Source organism: Mariniluteicoccus flavus, from assembly GCF_054776655.1.
Genome location: NZ_BAAHBN010000004.1, coordinates 254,582 through 275,128 on the forward strand (window position 1 = coordinate 254,582; position 20,547 = coordinate 275,128).

At 67.1% G+C, this 20,547-nt stretch carries 14 protein-coding genes; 13 read left to right on the plus strand and 1 reads right to left on the minus strand.

Going from position 1 to position 20,547, the window contains the following annotated elements; all coding sequences use genetic code 11:
* The first annotated feature begins 429 nt into the window (after window positions 1–429).
* The 3 genes from dnaB (at window position 430) to ACYVAG_RS09330 (ending at window position 4,370) form a co-directional block, all read left to right on the plus strand.
* Complete coding sequence (gene dnaB / locus ACYVAG_RS09320; protein ID WP_460769195.1) at window positions 430–2,997, plus strand: replicative DNA helicase; 2,568 nt, start codon at window positions 430–432, stop codon at window positions 2,995–2,997.
* Between the two features lie 76 nt (window positions 2,998–3,073).
* On the plus strand, window positions 3,074–3,535 hold the full coding sequence (locus ACYVAG_RS09325) for an AAA family ATPase (RefSeq protein WP_460769064.1): 462 nt from the start codon (window positions 3,074–3,076) through the stop codon (window positions 3,533–3,535).
* Between the two features lie 196 nt (window positions 3,536–3,731).
* Window positions 3,732–4,370 (plus strand): ATP-binding protein, encoded by a 639-nt coding sequence (locus ACYVAG_RS09330; RefSeq protein WP_460769066.1) that lies wholly within the window; start codon window positions 3,732–3,734, stop codon window positions 4,368–4,370.
* A gap of 13 nt (window positions 4,371–4,383) precedes the next feature.
* Here the strand turns inward: ACYVAG_RS09330 and ACYVAG_RS09335 are convergent, their stop codons facing one another.
* Entirely contained in the window at window positions 4,384–4,854 is a 471-nt protein-coding gene (locus ACYVAG_RS09335; RefSeq protein WP_460769068.1) for an alpha/beta hydrolase fold domain-containing protein, read from the minus strand.
* Between ACYVAG_RS09335 and ACYVAG_RS09340 the strand changes: the two genes are divergently transcribed.
* The 10 genes from ACYVAG_RS09340 to ACYVAG_RS09385 all read left to right on the plus strand — a co-directional run bounded on the left by ACYVAG_RS09340 (window position 4,853) and on the right by ACYVAG_RS09385 (window position 20,546).
* Complete coding sequence (locus ACYVAG_RS09340) at window positions 4,853–5,107, plus strand: ribbon-helix-helix protein, CopG family (protein ID WP_460769070.1); 255 nt, start codon at window positions 4,853–4,855, stop codon at window positions 5,105–5,107. The genes ACYVAG_RS09335 and ACYVAG_RS09340 overlap by 2 nt on opposite strands.
* A gap of 314 nt (window positions 5,108–5,421) precedes the next feature.
* Window positions 5,422–6,891: a class I SAM-dependent DNA methyltransferase gene (locus ACYVAG_RS09345; protein WP_460769072.1), complete on the plus strand. Its 1,470-nt coding sequence runs from the start codon at window positions 5,422–5,424 to the stop codon at window positions 6,889–6,891.
* Window positions 6,888–8,060, plus strand: coding sequence for a restriction endonuclease subunit S (locus ACYVAG_RS09350; protein ID WP_460769074.1), 1,173 nt, complete (start codon window positions 6,888–6,890; stop codon window positions 8,058–8,060). Before ACYVAG_RS09345 ends, ACYVAG_RS09350 begins: the two co-directional genes overlap by 4 nt.
* Window positions 8,060–8,971: a restriction endonuclease gene (locus ACYVAG_RS09355; RefSeq protein WP_460769076.1), complete on the plus strand. Its 912-nt coding sequence runs from the start codon at window positions 8,060–8,062 to the stop codon at window positions 8,969–8,971. The genes ACYVAG_RS09350 and ACYVAG_RS09355 overlap by 1 nt, the downstream gene beginning before the upstream one ends.
* Before the next feature lie 129 nt (window positions 8,972–9,100).
* Window positions 9,101–10,132: a Fic family protein gene (locus tag ACYVAG_RS09360; protein ID WP_460769077.1), complete on the plus strand. Its 1,032-nt coding sequence runs from the start codon at window positions 9,101–9,103 to the stop codon at window positions 10,130–10,132.
* Window positions 10,129–13,497 carry a DEAD/DEAH box helicase family protein gene (locus tag ACYVAG_RS09365; protein WP_460769079.1) on the plus strand — a complete coding sequence of 1,123 codons (3,369 nt, stop codon included), beginning with the start codon at window positions 10,129–10,131 and terminating at the stop codon, window positions 13,495–13,497. Before ACYVAG_RS09360 ends, ACYVAG_RS09365 begins: the two co-directional genes overlap by 4 nt.
* Window positions 13,498–13,853: 356 nt before the next feature.
* Window positions 13,854–15,317: a DUF3375 domain-containing protein gene (locus ACYVAG_RS09370; RefSeq protein ID WP_460769080.1), complete on the plus strand. Its 1,464-nt coding sequence runs from the start codon at window positions 13,854–13,856 to the stop codon at window positions 15,315–15,317.
* On the plus strand, window positions 15,314–16,060 hold the full coding sequence (locus tag ACYVAG_RS09375) for a DUF4194 domain-containing protein (RefSeq protein ID WP_460769082.1): 747 nt from the start codon (window positions 15,314–15,316) through the stop codon (window positions 16,058–16,060). The genes ACYVAG_RS09370 and ACYVAG_RS09375 overlap by 4 nt, the downstream gene beginning before the upstream one ends.
* Window positions 16,060–19,410: an ATP-binding protein gene (locus ACYVAG_RS09380; RefSeq protein ID WP_460769084.1), complete on the plus strand. Its 3,351-nt coding sequence runs from the start codon at window positions 16,060–16,062 to the stop codon at window positions 19,408–19,410. Before ACYVAG_RS09375 ends, ACYVAG_RS09380 begins: the two co-directional genes overlap by 1 nt.
* Entirely contained in the window at window positions 19,407–20,546 is a 1,140-nt protein-coding gene (locus tag ACYVAG_RS09385; protein ID WP_460769086.1) for a Wadjet anti-phage system protein JetD domain-containing protein, read from the plus strand. The genes ACYVAG_RS09380 and ACYVAG_RS09385 overlap by 4 nt, the downstream gene beginning before the upstream one ends.
* The last annotated feature ends 1 nt before the right edge of the window (window position 20,547 follow it).

Genomic DNA, 20,547 nt, shown 5'->3' on the forward strand with positions numbered 1-20,547 from the left:
GCGGCGCCAAGGCGTCCCCGAGGCGTGAAATCGTTCTTTCCAACCCCACTTGTCCACCGCTCGATTTCGGCGTTTCTGCTTGTCAGAAGGCTGTTACTCATGTGACTCATGAGTTATCCCCAGCTCCGTCCCCAGGTTGCCCACACGTCCACCGGGGATATCCACCGTCCATCCACAGGGGCTGTGGACAACTCCGCTTTTCAGGGGGCTCAAACCCGCGTACGGTGACGGGGTCCCGAGGTCCCGGCGGCTCTCGACGAAATTGTCGGAGGTGGCGCCTAGCGTGGGGGACGAGCGATCTGAGGAGGGGCCGTGAGCGAGCAGCCACGCGATGACGAGCAGCGCCACGGGGGCGGCAACCAGCGGCCTTCCGGCGGAGACCGTACGCCCCCGCAGGACATCAACGCCGAACAGTCGGTGCTGGGCGCCATGCTGCTGTCGAAGGACGCGATCGCCGACGTCCTCGAGCAGATCAAGGGCATCGACTTCTACAAGCCGGCCCACGAGTTCATCTTCGACGCGATCCTCGACCTCTATGGCCGGGGCGAGCCCGCCGACGCCATCACGGTCGCGGGCGAACTGTCCCGCAGCGGCCAACTGCCCAGGGTCGGCGGTCACCCCTATCTCCACGACCTGATCGCGTCGGTGTCGATCGCGGCGAACGCGGGCTACTACGCCCAGATCGTGAAGGAGAAGGCGATCCTGCGACGCCTGGTCGAGGCGTCGATCAAGATCGCCCAGATGGGGTACGCGGGCGAGGGCGACGTGACCCAGATCGTCGACGCGGCCCAGGCCGAGGTCTATGGCGTGACCGACGGCAAGGCGTCCGAGGACTACGCGCCGCTGGCCGACATCATGGAGGAGACGCTCGACGAGATCGAGGCGATCGGGTCGCGGTCGGGCGAGATGGCGGGCGTGCCGACGGGGTTCATCGAGCTGGACGAGCTGACGAACGGTCTGCACGGCGGCCAGATGGTGATCCTGGCTGCGCGACCGGCGATGGGCAAAGCGCTCGCGCTCGACACTCCCCTGCCGACGCCGACGGGCTGGACCACGATGGCCGAGGTGCAGGTCGGCGACGAGCTGCTGGACGCCGAGGGCCGCCCGACGCGCGTGGTCGCGGCGACCGACGTGATGGAAGACCGCCCCTGTTTCGAGATCACATTCTCAGACGGGACGACGATCGTGGCGGACGCGGAACACCAGTGGGTGGCCACGAGCCGAGCTGGTCGACGCGCGCGTGCCGAAAGATGTGTACCGACCTATCACTATCCCGAGGCGAGCGTGGATCGTGTGAGGTCGTTGGCAACGGTGACGGCCGAACCCGACTCGCGGTTGGTCACGCTTCCCGAGTTCGCCGTTGAGGTCGGGGAAGAGTTCACCAGCGTCCTTCATACGATCGCTCACGAGGTAGGGACAGCTGGACGAGCCCCACGCGTCACGCACGGAGCCAAACGCAGCTACGTGTGGCAGGCGCCCGTGTACGAACGACGCGGCCTTGCGACTGCTCTTGCCGATCGAGTGTCGCGACCTCGTGGCGCAGCCCACGCCGCCATTCATGAGCGGGTAGTGACAACGCAAGAGATGTCAACGAGCGTCGTCCTGGCCGACGGTCGCGCCAACTGGGCTGTCCCCGTGGCGGCCGCGCTCGACCTACCCACAGCTGAGTTGCCGCTTCCCCCCTATGCACTCGGCGTGTGGCTGGGAGATGGGCATTCTGCCGGGGCGCGTTTCACGTCTGCTGACCCGCAGGTAGCCGAACTCGTGGAAGAGAGCGGTGTCACAGTCAAAGTCCAGTCATCTCTCAACTACGGGTTGGGTCAGGCCGAGGGCCGCAACTTTCAGTCCACGCTCCGACAGATCGGCCTCCTGGGCAACAAGCACATCCCCATCGAGTATCTCCGTGCCTCACGGTCGCAGAGACTGGCCCTTCTTCGTGGCCTCTTGGATACCGACGGCACGGTGACGAATGCCGGCAGTGTGCAGTTGGCCCTGACGAACCGCAGGTTGGCCACGGATGCGCGCGAACTGGTGACGAGTCTCGGGATTCGCTGCCAGGTTGCGGAGAAGGCCGTACGCGGCCGCACCCCCGAGAGTTCCATCTGCTTCGTGCTGAACTTCTCCACCGACATCGAGGTCTTCGGTCTCGATCGCAAGAGCGTGGCACACGTTGCACGACGTCGATCACGAAAGACCCTCGACCATCGCTATATCCGGTCGATTCGTCCCGTCGCACCTGTGCCCGTCAGATGCGTCGAGGTGGACAACGCAGATCACCTCTACCTTGCGAGCCGTTCGATGATCCCGACCCACAACTCGACGCTGGGCCTCGACTTCGCCCGCTCCTGCTCCATCAAGCACGGCATGTGTTCCGCCATCTTCAGCCTCGAGATGAGCAAGGTCGAGATCGTGATGCGCCTCCTCTCGGCCGAGGCCCAGATCCCGCTCAACCACATCCGCAAGGGCACGATGGGCGAGGACGACTGGCAGCGCCTGGCCAACAAGATGGCCGACATCAGCTCCGCCCCCCTGTTCATCGACGACTCGCCGAACCTGACGATGATGGAGATCCGGGCCAAGGCCCGGCGGCTGAAGCAGCGTCACGACCTGAAGCTGATCGTGATCGACTATCTCCAGCTCATGTCGTCCGGCAAGAAGGTCGAGTCGCGCCAGCTCGAGGTCTCGGAGTTCTCGCGTCAGATCAAGCTGCTGGCCAAGGAACTCAGCGTGCCGGTCGTCGCGATGTCGCAGCTCAACCGTGGCCCGGAGCAGCGCACGGACAAGAAGCCGATGGTTTCTGACCTTCGCGAAAGTGGGTCACTTGAACAAGATGCGGATATCGTCTTGCTCCTCCACCGCGAAGACGTGTATGACAAGGAATCCCCGCGATTGGGCGAGGCCGACTTCATCGTGGCGAAGAACCGCAACGGGCCCACGCGTACGGTCGTGACGGCTTTTCAAGGCCACTACTCGCGGTTCGTGGACATGCAGCACTGAGCCTCCCTTCACGTTTGCACAATTGGTGCGCTCACGTTTGCACATTCCCCGGGCTCACGTCTGCTAGGTTGAGGTCATGGTCCTTGACTCGTTGGTGCCACGCCGGGTCAGTGAGCTACTCACGGATCTCGTCTTGGTGGAACCTGTGATCGCCCTGCACGGGCCAAGGTCGGTGGGGAAGTCGACTGTCCTGCGCAGGTTCGCCGTCGACGCTGGTGGTTCGGTCCTTGACCTCGACGACGTGGAAGTGCGTGAAGCCGTCACCGGGAACCTCGCGTCGCTCGCTGGCGGCCCGGCACCGCTATGCGTCGACGAGTATCAGCGGGTCCCCGAAATCCTGGACGCCCTGAAGGCTCGATTGAACCGCGAAGGCAGCCGCCCCGGGACTGCCATCATCACGGGTTCAACGCGGCAGGATGCCTTGCCCAAGTCTGCCCAAGCGCTGACGGGAAGGCTGCACGCGCTGACCATCTGGCCGTTGTCCCAGGGGGAGATCGCCGGGGTCCGGGAGGACGTTGCTGGAGGGGCTTCATGCTGACCCCCATGGCGTGGCCAGCCAGCTTCCGACTTCCACGACCTCGCGCCAAGACTATGCAGACCGGGTCTGTGCCGGCGGCCTACCCATGGCTCTGCGACGTACCGGCCCAGCCCGAGCTCGCTGGTTCGACGACTTCGTCCGGGCCTCGGTCGAACGAGACGCTCTGGAGCTCAGCCGGATACGGGAACGGCAGGCCATGACCGACCTCCTGGGTCTGGTCGCTGCCCAGACCGGCCAGCTGATGAACATCACCTCGACAGCGGAAAAGCTCGGCGTGAGCCGTGCCACCGCAGAAAGCCACCTGCGACTACTCGAGGACCTCTTCCTCGTGGTACGCCTCCCGGCGTGGGGCAAGACGCTGCGCTCCCGGGTCAGCGCCAAGCCCAAGGTGCACGTCGTCGACTCCGGGCTGGCCGCCCGGCTGCTACGCCTCACACCAGACAAGCTCGCCGGGTTCGACCCGGCGGCCCTGACCGACTTCGGTCACCTGCTGGAGACCTTCGTCGTCGGAGAGATTCGCAAGCAGGCATCGTGGCTCGACGAACCGGTCAATCTGGGCCACTGGCGCACAAGTGACGGCGCCGAAGTCGATCTGGTTATCGAGCACGACGACGGCACCGTCCTCGCCTTCGAGGCCAAGGCAAGCGAACGAGCCCGCGGCTCCGACTTCCGCGGTCTGGCACAGCTCCGCGACGTTCTTGGCCCACGATTCCGGGCCGGGATCATTCTCACCACGGGGATGCGTTCATACACTTACGACGACCGCCTCCACGTCATGCCCATCGACAGGCTGTGGATTCCCGTCAGGCCAGTGCCACGGACTGAATCCGCGTGAGCGGTGCGCAGCGCTAAGCTCTCTCGGCCTCACTCCGGAACCTCCCGCAACCACGCCGCCCATCACGCTGCAGATCCCCGGCGGCGTCGAGCACCCCATCCATCCAACAGAAGCCATGGATCATCCCCTCATAGTCGCGCAGGGTGACCCGTACGCCCGAGGCCTCCAGCCGCCGGGCGAACTCCGCCGCCTCGTCGCGGAGAACGTCGTACTCCGCCGTGGCGATGAACGTCGCAGGCAGCCCGCCCAGATCGTCCGCCGCCAGCGGCACGGCCGGCGCAGCCGGCTCCTGGTCCTGGAGGTAGGTTGGGCAGGGTGCTCGACTGGCCGACGGGGCCACGACGGGGGCTGGGCTCGAGGTCTTGGACACAGGACGAGCCTGCGGCGTGGCGGACACGGGAGCCAGAGCCCCGGCATGGGTAGCCCTGGGAGTGCCACCGCGGAGCCCCGGTATGCTGAAGTCATACCAAGGAGGTGCACCCATGGCTGTACGCAAAGTGGCAGTGACTCTGCCCGAGGAGCTCTACGACATGGTCGAGCGGGCCCGCAAGGTTGAACACCGGTCGCGCTCGGAGATGATCCAGGAGGCAATCCGGACTCACTTCGGTGAGGCCACCTATCGCCCCTCGGAAGAGGAACGGCGCCTTCTCCAGACAGCCGTCGACGGGGACGCGGCGCGCGTACACGCCGCCCGCCCGTGGAGCGAGGTGCGAGCGGAGCTGTGGGGCGGCCGGTAGAGGTTTTCCTTTCACCCGAAGCGGTTTCCGACCTTCGGAGTGCGCATGACCGCTACTCCCAGATCAACGACGACCTCGCCAGCACGTTCGCTCAAGCATTCGATCGGGTCCTCGAACGGGCACCGACGAGATCCAGCGCCGCACGATCTCGCGCAACCTGCTCAAGGGCCACGCCAGCGTGAGTGGGCATCTGGGCTGAGCTTCGATGGCGGTCTGCAAAGCTGCGGCCAAGAGTCTGGTCGGTGCGACTTCAGCGCATCCTGACGGTCCCCTGCGACGGGAATGGCTTCCCGCCAGCGCTATAAGATCGCCGCGTGATCACCGGAGACCTCCGCAGCAGAATCGACCGCGTCTGGGACGCCTTCTGGTCGGGTGGCATCTCCAACCCACTCGAGGTGATCGAGCAGATCACCTATCTGCTGTTCCTGCGTCGCCTGGACGATCTGCAGACGCTCGCGGAGAAGAAGGCTCGCCTGACCGGTGGCCCCGTCCAGGACCCCATGTTCCTGCCCGGACAGGAGCACCTGCGGTGGAGCCGGCTGCGCGACCTCGACGCGACAACGATGTTCGCGACGATGTCCGGCGAGGTGTTCCCGTTCCTCCGCGGCTATGGCCAGCAGGTCGGCGGCGACGATTCGACCTATTCCGACCACATGCGCGACGCCAGGTTCACGATCCCGGCCCCCGCCCTGTTGTCGCGCGTCGTCGACCTCCTCGACGCAATCCCCATGCAGGACCGCGACACCAACGGCGACCTGTATGAGTACATGTTGTCGAAGATCGCGTCGGCAGGTACGAACGGCCAGTTCCGTACGCCGCGGCACATCATCGAGTTGATGGTCGCCATGATGGCGCCGACGCCGACTGATGAGATCTGCGATCCGGCGTGTGGCACGGCGGGCTTCCTGGTCGCCGCGAGCGAACACGTACGCCGCCACCATCCGTCGGCGCTGACCGATCCGGCCCAGCGCCGTCACTTCCACCGGTCGATGTTCCATGGCTATGACTTCGACAGTGTGATGCTGCGGATCGGGTCGATGAACATGCTGCTGCACGGCATCGAGGCGCCGGACATCCGCTATCGCGATTCCCTGTCGGCGGGGGCGAGCCATGACACGGAGCGATACACGCTGATCCTGGCCAACCCGCCGTTCGCGGGGTCGCTCGATGCGGAGTCGACGTCGACGGCGCTGCAGCGGGTGGTCAAGACGAAGAAGACCGAGCTGTTGTTCCTGGCGTTGTTCCTGAAGCTGTTGAAGTCGGGCGGCCGGGCTGCGGTGATCGTCCCCGACGGAGTCCTGTTCGGTTCGTCGCGGGCCCACAAGGAGCTGCGTCGCATCCTCATCGAGGAGCAGCGTCTCGATGCCGTCGTGAAGCTCCCGTCGGGTGTCTTCAAGCCGTACGCCGGGGTCTCGACTGCGATCCTGCTGTTCACGAAGACCGACTCGGGCGGCACCGAGGACGTGTGGTTCTATGACGTCCGCGCGGACGGGTTCTCGCTGGACGACAAGCGCAACCCGATCGAGGCGAATGACCTGCCTGACGTGCTGGAACGCTGGCAGAATCGGCAATCCGAGAAGGACCGCGCCCGCACCGACACGTCATTCCTGGTGCCGAAGTCCGAGATCGTCGAGCAGGGCTATGACCTGTCGTTGAACCGCTACAAGGAGATCGAGTACGCGGAGGCCGAGCACCGCCCGCCGCTGGAGATCATCGCCGACATCGAGCAATTGGAGGGCGAGATCGCTCAGGGGCTGGCTGAGCTGAGGGCGATGCTGCAATGAAGCTGGTGCCGCTCTCCGAGATCGCGATGATCAATCCTCGGGGAGAGAATATCCGGTCCGGCGAAACCATCTCCTTTGTGGGCATGGCTGATTTGGATGCCGCCACAGCGCGCACGTCGAGGGGTACGTCACGGTCCTTCGGCGAGGTTTCGACGGGATATACCATCTTCCATGACGGCGACATTCTTGCCGCGAAAATCACTCCTTGCTGGGAGAACGGCAAAGTGGGTCAAGCCAAGCTCGGGCACAGGCTCGGCGTTGGCTCGACGGAGTTCCATGTCATCCGACCCAAGGATGTCGTTCACGACCGCTACCTGATCCACTTCCTTCGTCAAGACCATGTTCGAGCAACAGGAGCGCTCCGCATGACCGGCAGTGGAGGCCAACGCCGCGTTCCCGGCAGCTTCTTCCAGGCCTTGGAAGTCCCTCTCCCTCCACTCCCCGAGCAGCGCCGCATCGCTGCGATCCTCGACCATGCCGATGCCCTCCGCACCAAGCGTCGCCAGGTGCTCGCCCGCCTCGACGCCCTGACCCAATCGATCTTCCAAGAGATGTTCGGCAGCCCCGACGACGCCTTCGCCGTGCAACCTCTGGGTGAGGTGACAGGTCTCGTCGGCGGCCGGAACCTCGTGGCCACAGACCTGACGCAACATGTTCCGTACCGCGTACTGAGGATCAGCGCCGTAACCACTGGTGTGTTCAAGGCGACTGAGTCGAAGCCCCTTCCCTCCGATTACGCGCCACCTGAACACCACCTCGTTCGTCGAGGTGACCTACTCATGAGCCGAGCTAACACTTCTGAACTCGTGGGGGCCGTTGCCCACGTCGTGCAGGAGCCACCAGCCAACCTGGCGCTACCCGACAAGATCTGGCGTTTCTCATGGAAGCAGGAGGCCGACTCGCGCTTCTTCCACGCCCTGCTGAACACCCCCACCATGCGGCGTCGCATCGGCCGCCTAGCAAGCGGCACCGGCGGCTCGATGAAGAACATCCCCAAGGCCAAACTGGAGCAACTCCTCATCCCCCGGGTCCCCTTGTCAGAACAGCGGCAGTTCTCCCGACGCGCCGAAGCCGTCCAACGAGCTCGCGGCCAGCACGAGCAGGCGGCTGAGATAGATGCCCATCTCTTCGCCTCCCTCCAGTCCCGCGCCTTCCAAGGAGAACTCTGATGCCCGCCCCGACGTGGGAGCACTACATGGCGCCAACGCTCCGCGTACTCCTTGATGGCCAGACCCGGCGCGGCCGTGACGTCGTGGCAGCCGCCGGTGACCTCCTCGGACTCACCGCCGAACAGCGCCTGATCATGATCCCCTCGGGACAGGCCCAGTGGACGAACCGCGGCAACTGGGCGCTGTCCTACCTGACCCGGGCCGGCGCAATCGAACGCCCCGCCCGTGCGCACTACCGGATCACCGACACCGGCCGGAAGCTCCTCGACGACCACCCCGAGGAGATCACCGAGAAGGATCTTCGCGCGGTGCCCGGCTATACGTCCCCCTATACGGGGAAGACCCCCACGACGTCCGCGACGCCGATCGAGCAAACTCCCGAGTCCGAGACCTCCCTCGACCCGCAGGAGCAGATCGAGGCCGGCGTCGAGCGCATCCACGCCGACGTCGCCGCCGAACTCCTCACCCGCATCCACGCTCAGGAGCCGGTCTTCTTCGAGCAGGCCGTGCTGGATCTGCTGATGGCGATGGGCTACGGCGGCGCTGAGGGCTCGGCAACGCGTACCCGATTGTCTGCCGACGGCGGCATCGACGGCATCGTCGACCAGGACGCGCTCGGGTTGTCGCGCATCTACGTCCAGGCCAAGCGATACGCCCCCGACAACATCGTCGGCCGACCCGCGATCCAGGGGTTCGTGGGCGCACTCGCCGGCAACCAGGCCAACCAGGGCGTGTTCATCACCACGAGTCGGTTCAGCCACGAGGCCCGCACCTTCGCCGATTCCGTCCCCACGCGGATCGTGCTCATCGACGGCCAGCGGCTCGCCAGACTGATGATCCGCTACGGGGTCGGCGTGCAGCTCAGGCACACATTCCACGTCGTAGAGGTCGACGAGGACTTCTTCGAGTAGGCGGGTCGAACCCGCCCGACTGTGCGATGAGAAGTTGATAAGATCATTTGCGTAGCAGTTTGGGTTATCAACATGTGCCTTTGACCTGATCCACTCACATCACCTGGGTGCACCAACGACGGGGGAGACATGCCGCGTGGACGACCGAGCCGGGCCACCGTATACGCACGCCTCGATGCGGCGATCAACGAACTCGAGAGCCGCTTGGGTGGGCTGCCTTCCCCGAAGGAGTCAGAGTTCATCTGGGCCGACATCTGGCACCTGGAAGCCCACCATTCCACGGCACTCGAGGGAAACACCCTCGTGTTGCGCGAAGTGGAGGCACTCCTCGACAAGGGGCGTGCGGTCGGCGCGAAGCCGCTGAAGGAATACATGGAGGTCCAGGGATATGCCGACGCCGCCCGCTGGGTGTATGCCCACGCTCTCGAACCCGAGTGGGAGTCGACCGAGCTCATCTCTGTGACGGAGATTCGCCGGATCCACGAGCGCGCCATGGCCCCCGTCTGGCAGGTGGCGCCCCATCCCGAAGCCACCGAACGCGAGGCGCCCGGACAGTTCAGGGAACATGACATCAGGCCGTTCCCCGGAGGAATGACACCCCCGAGCTGGGCCCTCGTGCCCGCTCGGCTTCGCGACTGGGCGGATCACGTCGCCCATCTGGCGCCCACGTTGAAGGCACCAAGAACGTCCGACACCCCACTCACCGAACAACTGGCGCAACTGCACGGTGGATTCGAGCAGGTACACCCCTTCATCGATGGAAATGGGCGCACTGGTCGACTCGTGCTGAACCTGATCCTGGTCCGTCTGGGACTACCGCCCGTCGTCGTGCTCAAGGCCCAACGCCCCGCCTACCTGGCGGCGCTTCAGAAAAGCGATGACGGTGACCAGGGACCTCTGGGCGAGATCCTCGCCCGGGCCATGTACGACAACCTCAACCGCTTCATCGTGCCGGGTGTGGCCGGGCCCGCGCGCCTCGTGCCGCTCGTGGCGCTGGCCGACGAGCGGTTCAGCCAATCCGCCCTCCGACAGGCAGCACAGCGCGGCAGGCTCGACGCGGTGCAGGGTGCCGACGGGGTCTGGCGCAGTTCGCGCAAAGCAGTGGATGATTACGCCCGAAACAAGGGCGTGAGATCGCGCCACACACGAGGAGCCCCATGAGCAACTTCGACTTCGCCCGGACCGCGCTCCCCGGCGTACATCCCGACTGCGTCCGTGCGGAGTCCTACGTGTCCAGCGATCCGGCCGCCGCCTGCTTCTACAGCCGGCGCGCGATCGAGCGGCTCGTCGGCCACCTCTACGACGTCCTCGGCCTGCGCCGGCCCTACAAGGACGACCTCTCCGCCCGCATCAACGACACCGCGTTCAAGGCCGCCGTCGGCACCGGCATCACCGCCAAGCTCAACCTCATCCGCAAGATCGGCAACACCGCGGCCCACGACAGCCGCCCCCTCCAGCACCACACGGCCCTGCACGTCCTGCGCGAGTTGTTCCACGTCGTCGTGTACGCCGCTTACCACCACTCCCCTGACCCTGCCGGCGTGCCCACCGGTACTCAGTTCGACCCCGCCCTCGCCGCGCGCCTAGCTCCCCTGCCCCGCGCCGAACTCACCCAGCAGGCGGACAGGCTCCGAGCCCAGGACGCCGCGTACGCCGAAGCCCTCGCCGAACGCGACGACATGGCCGCTGCCAAGGACGCCGAGATCGCAGAGCTCCGCGCCCAGATCGCCGCCGCCCAGGCCGCCCACACCCGGCCCGACGACCACGACTACTCCGAGGCGGACACGCGCGTCCTCCTCATCGACACCTTGCTCGCCGAAGCGGGATGGTCCCTCGACCAGGACCGGGACCGGGAATATCCCGTCACTGGCATGCCGAACACGAGCGGCGACGGCTACGTCGACTACGTCCTATGGGGCGCCGACGGGCTCCCGCTCGCCGTCGTCGAGGCCAAGCGCACCACAGCCAGCGCGCAGCGCGGCCAGCAGCAGGCCAAGCTGTACGCCGACTGTCTCGGACAACAGTTCGGGCGGCGTCCGCTCATCTTCTGCACCAACGGCTACGAGCATTGGATCTGGGACGACGCCGCGTACGCCGACAGCGGATACGCGCCGCGCGAGATCCAAGGGTTCTACACCCGCGACGAGCTCGAGCGCCTCATCCAGCGCCGCACTGCCCGACGGCCGCTGGCCGAGTGCGCCATCAACACCGGCATCGCCGGCCGCTACTATCAGGCCCGCGCCATCCGTGAGATCGGCAAGACCTTCGAACGCCGTGGTCGCGAAGCGCTGCTCGTCATGGCCACCGGCTCGGGAAAGACGCGCACGGCCATCGCTCTGGTCGACCAGCTCATGAAGGCGAACTGGGTCAAGCGGGTGCTCTTCCTCGCCGACCGGCAGGCCCTCGTCAACCAGGCCGCCCGGGCGTTCCAGGCCCACCTGCCCGACTGCACAACGGTGAACCTGCTTCAGGACCGCTCCGCCGACGGCCGAGTCTATGTGTCGACCTACCCGACCATGTTGAACCTCATCAACGAGGTCGACGCCACGGGCCGCCGCTTCGGGCCCGGCTTCTTCGACCTCGTCATCATCGACGAGGCACACCGGTCGGTCTACCAGAAGTACGGCGCCATCTTCGCGTGGTTCGACTCGCTTCTCGTCGGCCTCACCGCCACCCCCAAGGACGACGTCGACCACAACACCTACCGGCTGTTCAACCTCGAGGACGGCGTGCCCACCGACGCGTACGGGCTCGACGAAGCCGTCAACGACGGCTATCTGGTGCCCCCCGCCGGTGTCGCCGTCGGGACAGGCTTCCTGCGCGGCGGCATCCGCTACGACGACCTCACCGAGGACGAGAAGGACGCATGGGACGCCCTCGACTGGGGCGAGGACGGGCCGCCCGATTCCGTCGACGCCGACGAGATCAACCGCTTCCTGTTCAACGCCGACACCGTCGACAAGGTGCTGGCCACTCTGATGACCAAGGGGCACAGGGTTGCCGGCGGCGATCGCCTCGGCAAGGCCATCATCTTCGCCAACAACCAGGACCACGCCGAGTTCATCGAGCGGCGCTTCAACGCTGCCTACCCCGAGTTCGGAGGCGAGTTCGCCCGCGTCATCACCCACCGCAACCCCTACGCCCAGTCGGTGTTGGAATCGTTCGTCGAGCCCGACCGTGCCCCGCACATCGCGATCAGCGTCGACATGCTCGACACCGGCATCGACGTGCCCGAGGTCGTCAACCTCGTCTTCTTCAAAGTCGTGCGGTCGAAGTCGAAGTTCTGGCAGATGATCGGCCGCGGCACCCGGCTGTGCCCCGACCTGTTCGGCCCGGGAAACGACAAGAAGAACTTCTTCGTCTTCGACTTCTGCGGCAACCTCGAATATTTCGGCCAGAACCTCCCCGGCTCGGAGGGCTCACAGCAGAAGTCGCTCACCCAACGGCTGTTCGAGTCCAGGCTGGGGCTGGTGACGGCCCTCGACCGAACCGGCGAGGATCCCGACCTGCGCAGCTCCGCCGCCGACTGGCTGCACGAGGTCGTCGCGGGAATGAACCTCGACAATGTGCTCGTCCGCGCCCATCGTCGACAGGTGGAGACGTGGGGCACGCGTACGCGGTGGGACGAGCTCTCCATCGACGACGCCAACTCGGTGCTCGAGCACCTCGCCGGCCTGCCTTCGACCCTCCTGGACGCCGATGAACAGGCCAAGCGCTTCGACCTGCTCGTGCTGCGCCGCCAGCTCGCCCAACTCGATGGCGACTTCGTCACTGCCGAGCGAATTCGAGAAACCGTCCAAGCGATCGCCACAGCTCTGCTGTCCAAGGCCGCCATCCCCACCGTCGCCGAGCAGATGGCCCTGCTGGAGGACGTGGCCGGTGACGCATGGTGGGTCGACGTGACGCTGCCCATGCTGGACGTGATGCGTCGCCGCGTCCGCGGACTGGTCCGTTTCATCGACCAGACCCGTCACAACCCGGTCTACACCGACTTCGCCGACACGCTCGAAGCCCCGCAGTCGGTCGAGCTCGCCCGGGTGACGCCGGGGTTGAACTGGGAACGCTTCCGCGCCAAGGCCGAGGCCTACCTGCGTGAGCACGAGGAGCACATCGCCCTGCAGCGGCTGCGTCGCAACAAGCAGCTCACCGACGACGACCTCACCGCGCTGGGCGACATGCTCGTGCGCTCCGGGCAGGACGACCGCATTGATCTGTCGTGGGTGACCGAGCGTGCAGGTTCACTGGGGCCGTTCGTGCGCTCACTGGTGGGGCTCGACCGTGACGCCGTGCGCGAGGCGTTCAGCGACTACCTCGACGAGTCGCGGTTCTCGGCCACGCAGATCCGGTTCGTCTCCATGATCGTCGATGAGTTGACCACCAACGGCGTCATGGATCCCACCAGGCTGTACGAGGCCCCCTACGTCGACCACGGGCATGTGGACGTGATCTTCCCCGACGAGTTCAATGGTCTCGTGGAGGTGCTGCGATCGGTGAACGCGCACGCGGAACCGTCGGGTGCAGCCTGACTCAGTCGCTGGAAGGCGAGCCGTGGATGACGTGCCGTCACGAGGGCGTGCCGCCAAGCTGGTCGAGGACCGCGGGAAGGCTCGTCACCCCCTCCCGGTCGAGGAAGCGCCTTATGCAAACATGGGCGACATGAGTCTCGCCACGTTGTTGGAACAGGGGGAGCCCCTCCACCTGGTGATCGGAGTCGATGACGCGGGGACCGCTGTCGGAGCACGTCGATCCGACGGTCAGCCATACGAGCATCCGGTCCTCCGGATCCGCCAGTGCAGCTGACCGGGCCGACCATCTGGGGCTCGCCCACGGAACTCCGCGCGACGTCACGGGCTCACGTCTCGCCGCCGCCATCATGACGCCCATGACCACCTCCGTCCCCGCGACCGCCCACGCGTACGCCCGCCTGCGCGACGGGTCTGCGCTCAATCTGCTCAACTCCGACAACCTCGCCCCGGCCGCGGCGATCCTCGCGTCCCACTTCGGCGGGCCCCACCGCGTGTTGCCCGCGGCCGATTTCGTCGCCGGCGTCGACGCCGACCTGTCGCTCCTGCGCGACAGCGGGTTCCCCCTGCCGCAGACCGCCCAGGACTACGTCAACGAGTGGGTACGCCGTGGCCACCTCATCCGCCGCCCCGGCGAGGGGCGGGAGGAGACCGTCGAACTGTCTGCGGGCGCGGCGGCGGCCCTGTCCTTCCTCGAGTCGCTCGAGGCACCCCGGGCAGCGGTGACGTCGTCGCGCTTCGCCAACGTCGCCGACCTGCTGTCGAAGCTCGCCCGCGACACCGATCCCGACGCGACCACCCGACTGGCCGCGCTGCAGGCCGAACGTGAGCGGCTGGACGCCGAGATCGCTCGCGTGGAACGCGGCGAGTCGGAGCCGCTCCCTCCGGCCGCGGCCCACGAGCGACTGACCGACATCCTGGCGCTCGCGAATGAGATCTCCACGGATTTCTCCCGGGTCAGCGCCGACCTGGAGTCCCTCAATCGGGATCTGAAGGACCGCATCATCCGGTCGACCGCCAGCCGGGCCGAGGTGCTGGAGGGCGTCTTCGCCGGGGTCGACCTCATCGAGGAATCACCCGCCGGACGCACGTTCCGCGCCTTCCACGCCGTCGTCGTCGATCCCGAGCGCGCCGAGACGTTCGACGCGGCGGTCGCCGACATCCTCGACCGGCCCTTCACCCACGACGTCGCTCCACAGCAACGCTTCGTGCTCCGCGAGCTGCTCACCAACCTGCAGCAGGACGCGGGAACGGTCCGCTCAACGATGACCGGGCTGTCGCGGAGCCTGCGTCAGTTCGTCCAGACGCGTGCCTGGCAGGAGCATCGTCGACTCGAGGACACGATCACTGCAGCCCAACGCGCCGTCCTCGACGCCCTGTTGGCTCTCAGTCCCCTGACCAGCGCCCGCCACGAGCTCACCACCACCTCCATCCCGCTCGCCTCGATCGGCTCGTGGGCGCTGCACAACCCGGGGGACGTACGCTCCACCGCACCTCTGGTCACGGTTCCCGCAGGAACCGTCGACCTTGCGGAGTTGCGACACCGCGTACGCGAGAGCGAGATCGACTTCGCCGAACTGATCGACCACGTGGGCGCGACCCTGGAATCTCGGCCAACGGCGACCGTGGGGGACGTCCTCACCGAGCACCCGGCCACCCAGGGACTGGCCTCGGTGATCGGTCTCCTGTCGCTGGCCGAGCGCCACGGCCTGTCCACCGGCGGCGACGAGCCTGTGAGCTGGCGCAGCGCAGGTGGCGCCGACCGCACGGCCCGGGCCCCGCGGCACCTCTTCACCACACCGCCAGCAGAATGGGATCGATGACCGAACACACGGCCGGGGAGACGCCGGATTCGACCGAGGCGCTGGCGCCCCACCAGTTGACGCGGGACGACCATGGACGGCTGCCCGACGACAGCCGTCGCGCGCTGGTCCAGTTGCTCCGCGGCCCCTATGTGCACCACGAGCGCCACGCGAGCCTGTGGCGGGCGATCGTCCGCGACGAACAGGCGATCCGCGAACTGCTCGGCAACCTCTATCTCCAGCTCAGCCTCGACCGCGAGCGCGGTCTCGCCTTCGTCGCGAACGCCGAGCTCGCGGAGTTGTCCACCCCCAAGGTCGTCCGCAGAACCCCGCTGACCCTCATCGACACCGCCCTGGTGCTGCTGCTCCGCGTACGCCTCCTCCGCGACGCCGGCCCGACGGGCCGCGTCTTCATCGGTCGCGACGAGATCGATGACGAACTGTCGCCCTATCGGCCTGCGACCAACACCGATGCGAGCACGTTCGCCAAACGCATCAACGCCTCGGTGGAGAAGATGAAGAAGGCCTCGGTGCTGCTGGGCACCGCTGAGGACGAGCGGTTCGAGATCTCACCGGTCCTCGCCCTGGTCTTCGACGCCGAGCAGGTTCAGGCCGTCACCGAGGAGATCCACTCCCTCGTCCAGGCCACGACCCGGGCGCTGCGCGCCGCGCCCGATGAGGACATGCTCGACGACGAGGTCGACCCCGACGAGTCCACCACCACCGGGGCGCGTCGGGCCGCCGATGACACCGAGGACGTCTGATGCAGCCTCCCCAACACCGCTTGAGCCGCATCCAGCTCGCCAACTGGGGCACGTTCCACGGCTACCACGACCTGCCCGTCCCCGCCCGCGGCCTACTGATCACAGGAGACTCCGGCACCGGCAAGTCGACGCTCCTGGACGCCATGGCCACGCTCCTCGTGCCGCCCCGCTGGAGCGCCTTCAACGCGGCCGCCAACCAGGGAGGCTCGGGCGACCGGTCGCGCACCCTGGCGACCTACGTCCGCGGGGCGCATGGGCGTGGCATGGACGAGGCCACCGGTCAGGTCACGGTCAACCACCTGCGTGCCACCGAGGCCACGTGGAGCGGGGTCGCCCTCACCTACACCCACACCGATGGCCGCGTGACCACCCTGGTCCAGCTGTTCCACCTGGCGCGCCACAAGAATCAGGCGACCGATGTCAGTCGGCTGCTGCTCCTGTGCGAGGAATCGGTCGACCTCGACCAGCTGCGCGCGTACGCCGAGAACGGCCTCGCGCCCCGCCGCGTCTCCGCCGCCCATCCCGACTGGCATCACACCGCCACCTACTCGGTCTTCTCCAGTCGCATGCAGCGCCGGCTCGGGCTTGGCGGCGAACAGGCCCTCCGCCTGCTGCACAAGACCCAGTCGGCCAAGAACCTCGACAACCTCAACCAGCTGTTGCGCGACTTCATGCTCGACGAGCCGGCCACGTTCAAGCAGGCCGCCGACGCTGTGGACCAGTTCGTCGAGCTGTCCCAGGCCCACGCTTCGGTCATCGACGCGCGGGACCAGGTGGCCTGTCTGCTTCCCCTGCGCGACCACGTGGCGACCCATGCGGCGGCTCTGGAAGCGTTGGACCGGCTGGATCGGCAGGCCCTCCACCTGGACACCCACGTCCTCCAAGTACGTACCCGCCTGCTCGTCCGCGACCTCGAAACGCGCCGCGCCCGCGCCCGCGCGGCCGCACAGGAAACCGCGCAGGCGAACAACAAGGCCAGCCTCGCCCAGGAGTTCCGTGACACCTGCGCGACCACGGTTGCGGGGATCGCCGGCGACCTGCCCGCACTGGAGCAGGTCGTCCATGCGAGGGCAGCGGCGGTGGACGCGGTGACTCGTGAGCGAGACCGGGTGGGGCGTACGGCGTCCCGGGCGCGACTCACCCTGCCCGACTCCGCGAGCTCGTTCGCCCAGTGGCAGGACGAACTCATCACCCTCCGCAGCGGAATCGACGTCGCCGAGGCGAACCGCGAGCTGGGCCTCGTCGTCTCCCGCCGCAACGATCTCGCCACGCGGGAGCGGGAGCTGCAGCGCGAGCTGCGTGTCCTTGGCCAGCAGCAGTCGAACCTCGGATCGAGCCTGCTCGACGTCCGCAGCCACCTCTGCCGGGCCCTCGGCGTGGACACCGGGCGGCTCCGGTTCGCCGGCGAACTCATCGACGTCGCCGAAGAGTACGCCGGCTGGCAGGGCGCCATCGAACGGGTTCTGCGCCCGCTGGCCCAGACCCTCCTTGTCCCCGACGACCTCTATCGCGGGCTCGCCGCGGAAGTCGATGCGACCTGGCTGAAGACCCGCCTCGTGTACGCGAGGCTGATCGAGCCCCGTGGCGACGACCGGGGGCGCCCGGAGCGCTCGGACGCCTCGCTGCTGAATCGCATCAGCGTGGCGGAGGGCGAGCAACACGCGTGGCTGTGGCACCGGCTGTGCGAGGCGTACGACTATGACTGTGTCGACACGGTCGACGCCTTCGCCTATTCCACGAAGGCGGTCACCGCGGCCGGGCAGGTCAAGCATGCAACCAATCGCTACGAGAAGGATGACCGTCATCGCATCGACGACCGCACGCGTTGGATCCTCGGGTCGACCACGACCGCGAAGAGGGAGGCCCTCGAGGCAGCTCTCGCCGACACCCAGGCCGATCTGACCGCTGCCGACGCTGAGCTCGCCCGGGCCCAGAACGCACGCGATCACCAGCGCGATCTGGCCGGCATCATCGACGAGCTCCTTGAGGTGTCATGGCCGTCTGTGGATCTGACGAGTGCAGAGGCAGCGCTCGACCAGGCTCGGGCAGTCGTCGCCGATCGGCGTCGTGCCAGCACCGAACTGTCCCACGCGACCGCCGAGCTCGAACGCGCCGTCGCGCTGCTCGCTTCGGCCCAGGCGGCGACCCGTCGCTGTCACACCGAACAGACCAATGCGGAGCAGCGGGTCGCCGAGGGTGAGAAGCAACTCGCGGGGTGGCGTGACGACCTCGGCCACCGAGAGCCCGTGCCCGATGCCGTGGCTGAGACGCTGGCCGCCGACTGGGGACTCACGGAATCAGCGTCGGAGTTCGACGACGCCGTCGCGCGAGCGGGACGAGGCATCGGCGAGCGACGACTCGCGGAGCAGAACCGCAGGTCCGGCGCCGAGAACCGCGCCGGCCGCGTCATGCAGGCCTATCGTTTCGGCTGGGCCGAGCGTTCAGCAGACCTGGCGCCCGAGATGGCGTACGCCGACGAGTTCCTCGCCCGCCTGCGCGAACTCGAGGAGGACGGCCTCCCTGCGTTCGAGGAACGCTTCTTCGACATGCTCCAGTCGCAGTCCCGCAACAACGTCGGCCAGCTGGCCCGTCAACTGCGTACGGCGCGGCGCGAGATTCGCACCCGCATCGATCCCATCAACGAATCGCTGCTGCGCAGTCAGTTCGCTCCCGGCCGCTTCCTCCAGGTGAAGGTGGTGGATCGCATCCTGCCGGCCGTCGCTGACTTCCTGGCCGAACTCACAGCCATCACCACCGACTCCCTCGAGGACGTCCAGTCCTTGCCCGACGAGGCCGAGGGCCGGCGCGCCGCAGAGGTGCGCTTCGATCGCATGAAGGCCCTCCTCGATCGTCTGGCCTCCCAGGAATCCGCCGATGTCGTGTGGCGACGGCAGGTTCTCGACACCCGTCAACACGTCGAGTTCGTGGCGCGGGTCGTGGACGCCGACGGCGTGGAGACGGACGTGTTCACCGATTCCGGCGGTCTGTCGGGAGGAGAGCGTCAGAAGCTGGTGACCTTCTGCCTGGTCGCTGCGCTGCGCTACCAGCTCGCGCGAAACGGCGCGCCGTGGCCGGAGTACGCGTTGGTCGTGCTCGACGAGGCCTTCGACAAGACCGACCCGAGCTTCACGCGCGCCGGGCTGGAGGTCTTCCGCGAGTTCGGATTCCAACTGCTGCTCGCCACCCCAATGAAGATGCTGCAGACGCTGGAGGACCACGTCGGCGGGGCGGCGGTCGTCTCGATGGACGCCGACCACCACTCGCGGCTGTCGGTGCTGACCTTCGACGACGGCGATGGGGAGGAACTCCCGCCACCTCCTCCGTCCAGCGCCCAGGACGCTCTGCTGTGAGGACGGTCGACGACGTACGCGCGCTTGCGGCCTCGCGCTATCGCAGCCGGAAGGGGGAGTGGCTGGCCAGTGACGACCCCGCTTCCGAGGAGTGGACGCTCCCCCTGCACCCCCCGACCGAGCATGAGGTCATCGTCGATCCTGACGGGGCATCGCGATGGCTGGCGTCGTGGCGGAGCGTCGAACGCCGATCGGGGCTGACAGTCACCTGGGAACGGCGGCGGTGGGCGACGCTCGGACCCCAGTCGGTGCCCGTCCGCCTGAGCGTCGCCGGCGTGCCCCCGGTCGCCACGCTCGCCGGCCGCGCCGACGAGTGGGCGCGCCTCACGGCGTACGCGGGGTCGCTGCGGGCGGACTGGCCGGGCGCGGCGTACCTGTCGGACGGGCTCGGGGCCTCAGCGGGCAGACTGGCGAAACTGTCACCGAAGGAACTCGAACGACTCACCACGGTGACCGGGTGGTTGCTGTCCAATCCCCACGCACACCTGCGCCCACGTGAGCTCCCCATCCCCGGTGTCGACACCAAGTGGTTGGAACGCCATAGGCGTCTGGTGGACTCGCTCGTCGCGGCGATCTCCGGCAGCGCGGGAGCTGACCTGATCTCGGAGGCACAGCGCTTCCGCGTCCGTGTGCTGGACGATGCGCTCGCGGAAGTCGGGGGGCTTCGTGACCTCACGGCGACGGTTGAGGAGCTCGACCGGTGGGGCGTCAGTCCGCGCCGTGTGTTGATCGTCGAGAACCTCGCGTCCCTTGCGTCCCTCCCACCCATGGCCGGGACCATCGCCGTGCATGGACGAGGATATGCGGTGACGCAGCTCGCCCGGATTTCCTGGGTGGCAAAGAATCCCGTCACCTATTGGGGCGATCTCGACAGTCACGGATTCGCCATCCTCGGACGATGTCGTGACGTCCTTCCCCAGACCCGGTCGGTGTTGATGGATCGGTCCACGCTCCGCGAGCACGCGGACCTGACCGTCCCGGAGCCCAGCCCGTATCGCGCCTCCGTGGCGGGCCTGACCGCCGAGGAAGCGGCCACGCTGTCGCTGTTGCGCGAGCATGACCTGCGGCTTGAGCAGGAACGACTCGATCTGCGGGGCGCTCACAGCGCACTGCTGAGCAATCTCACCTCCGGCTGAC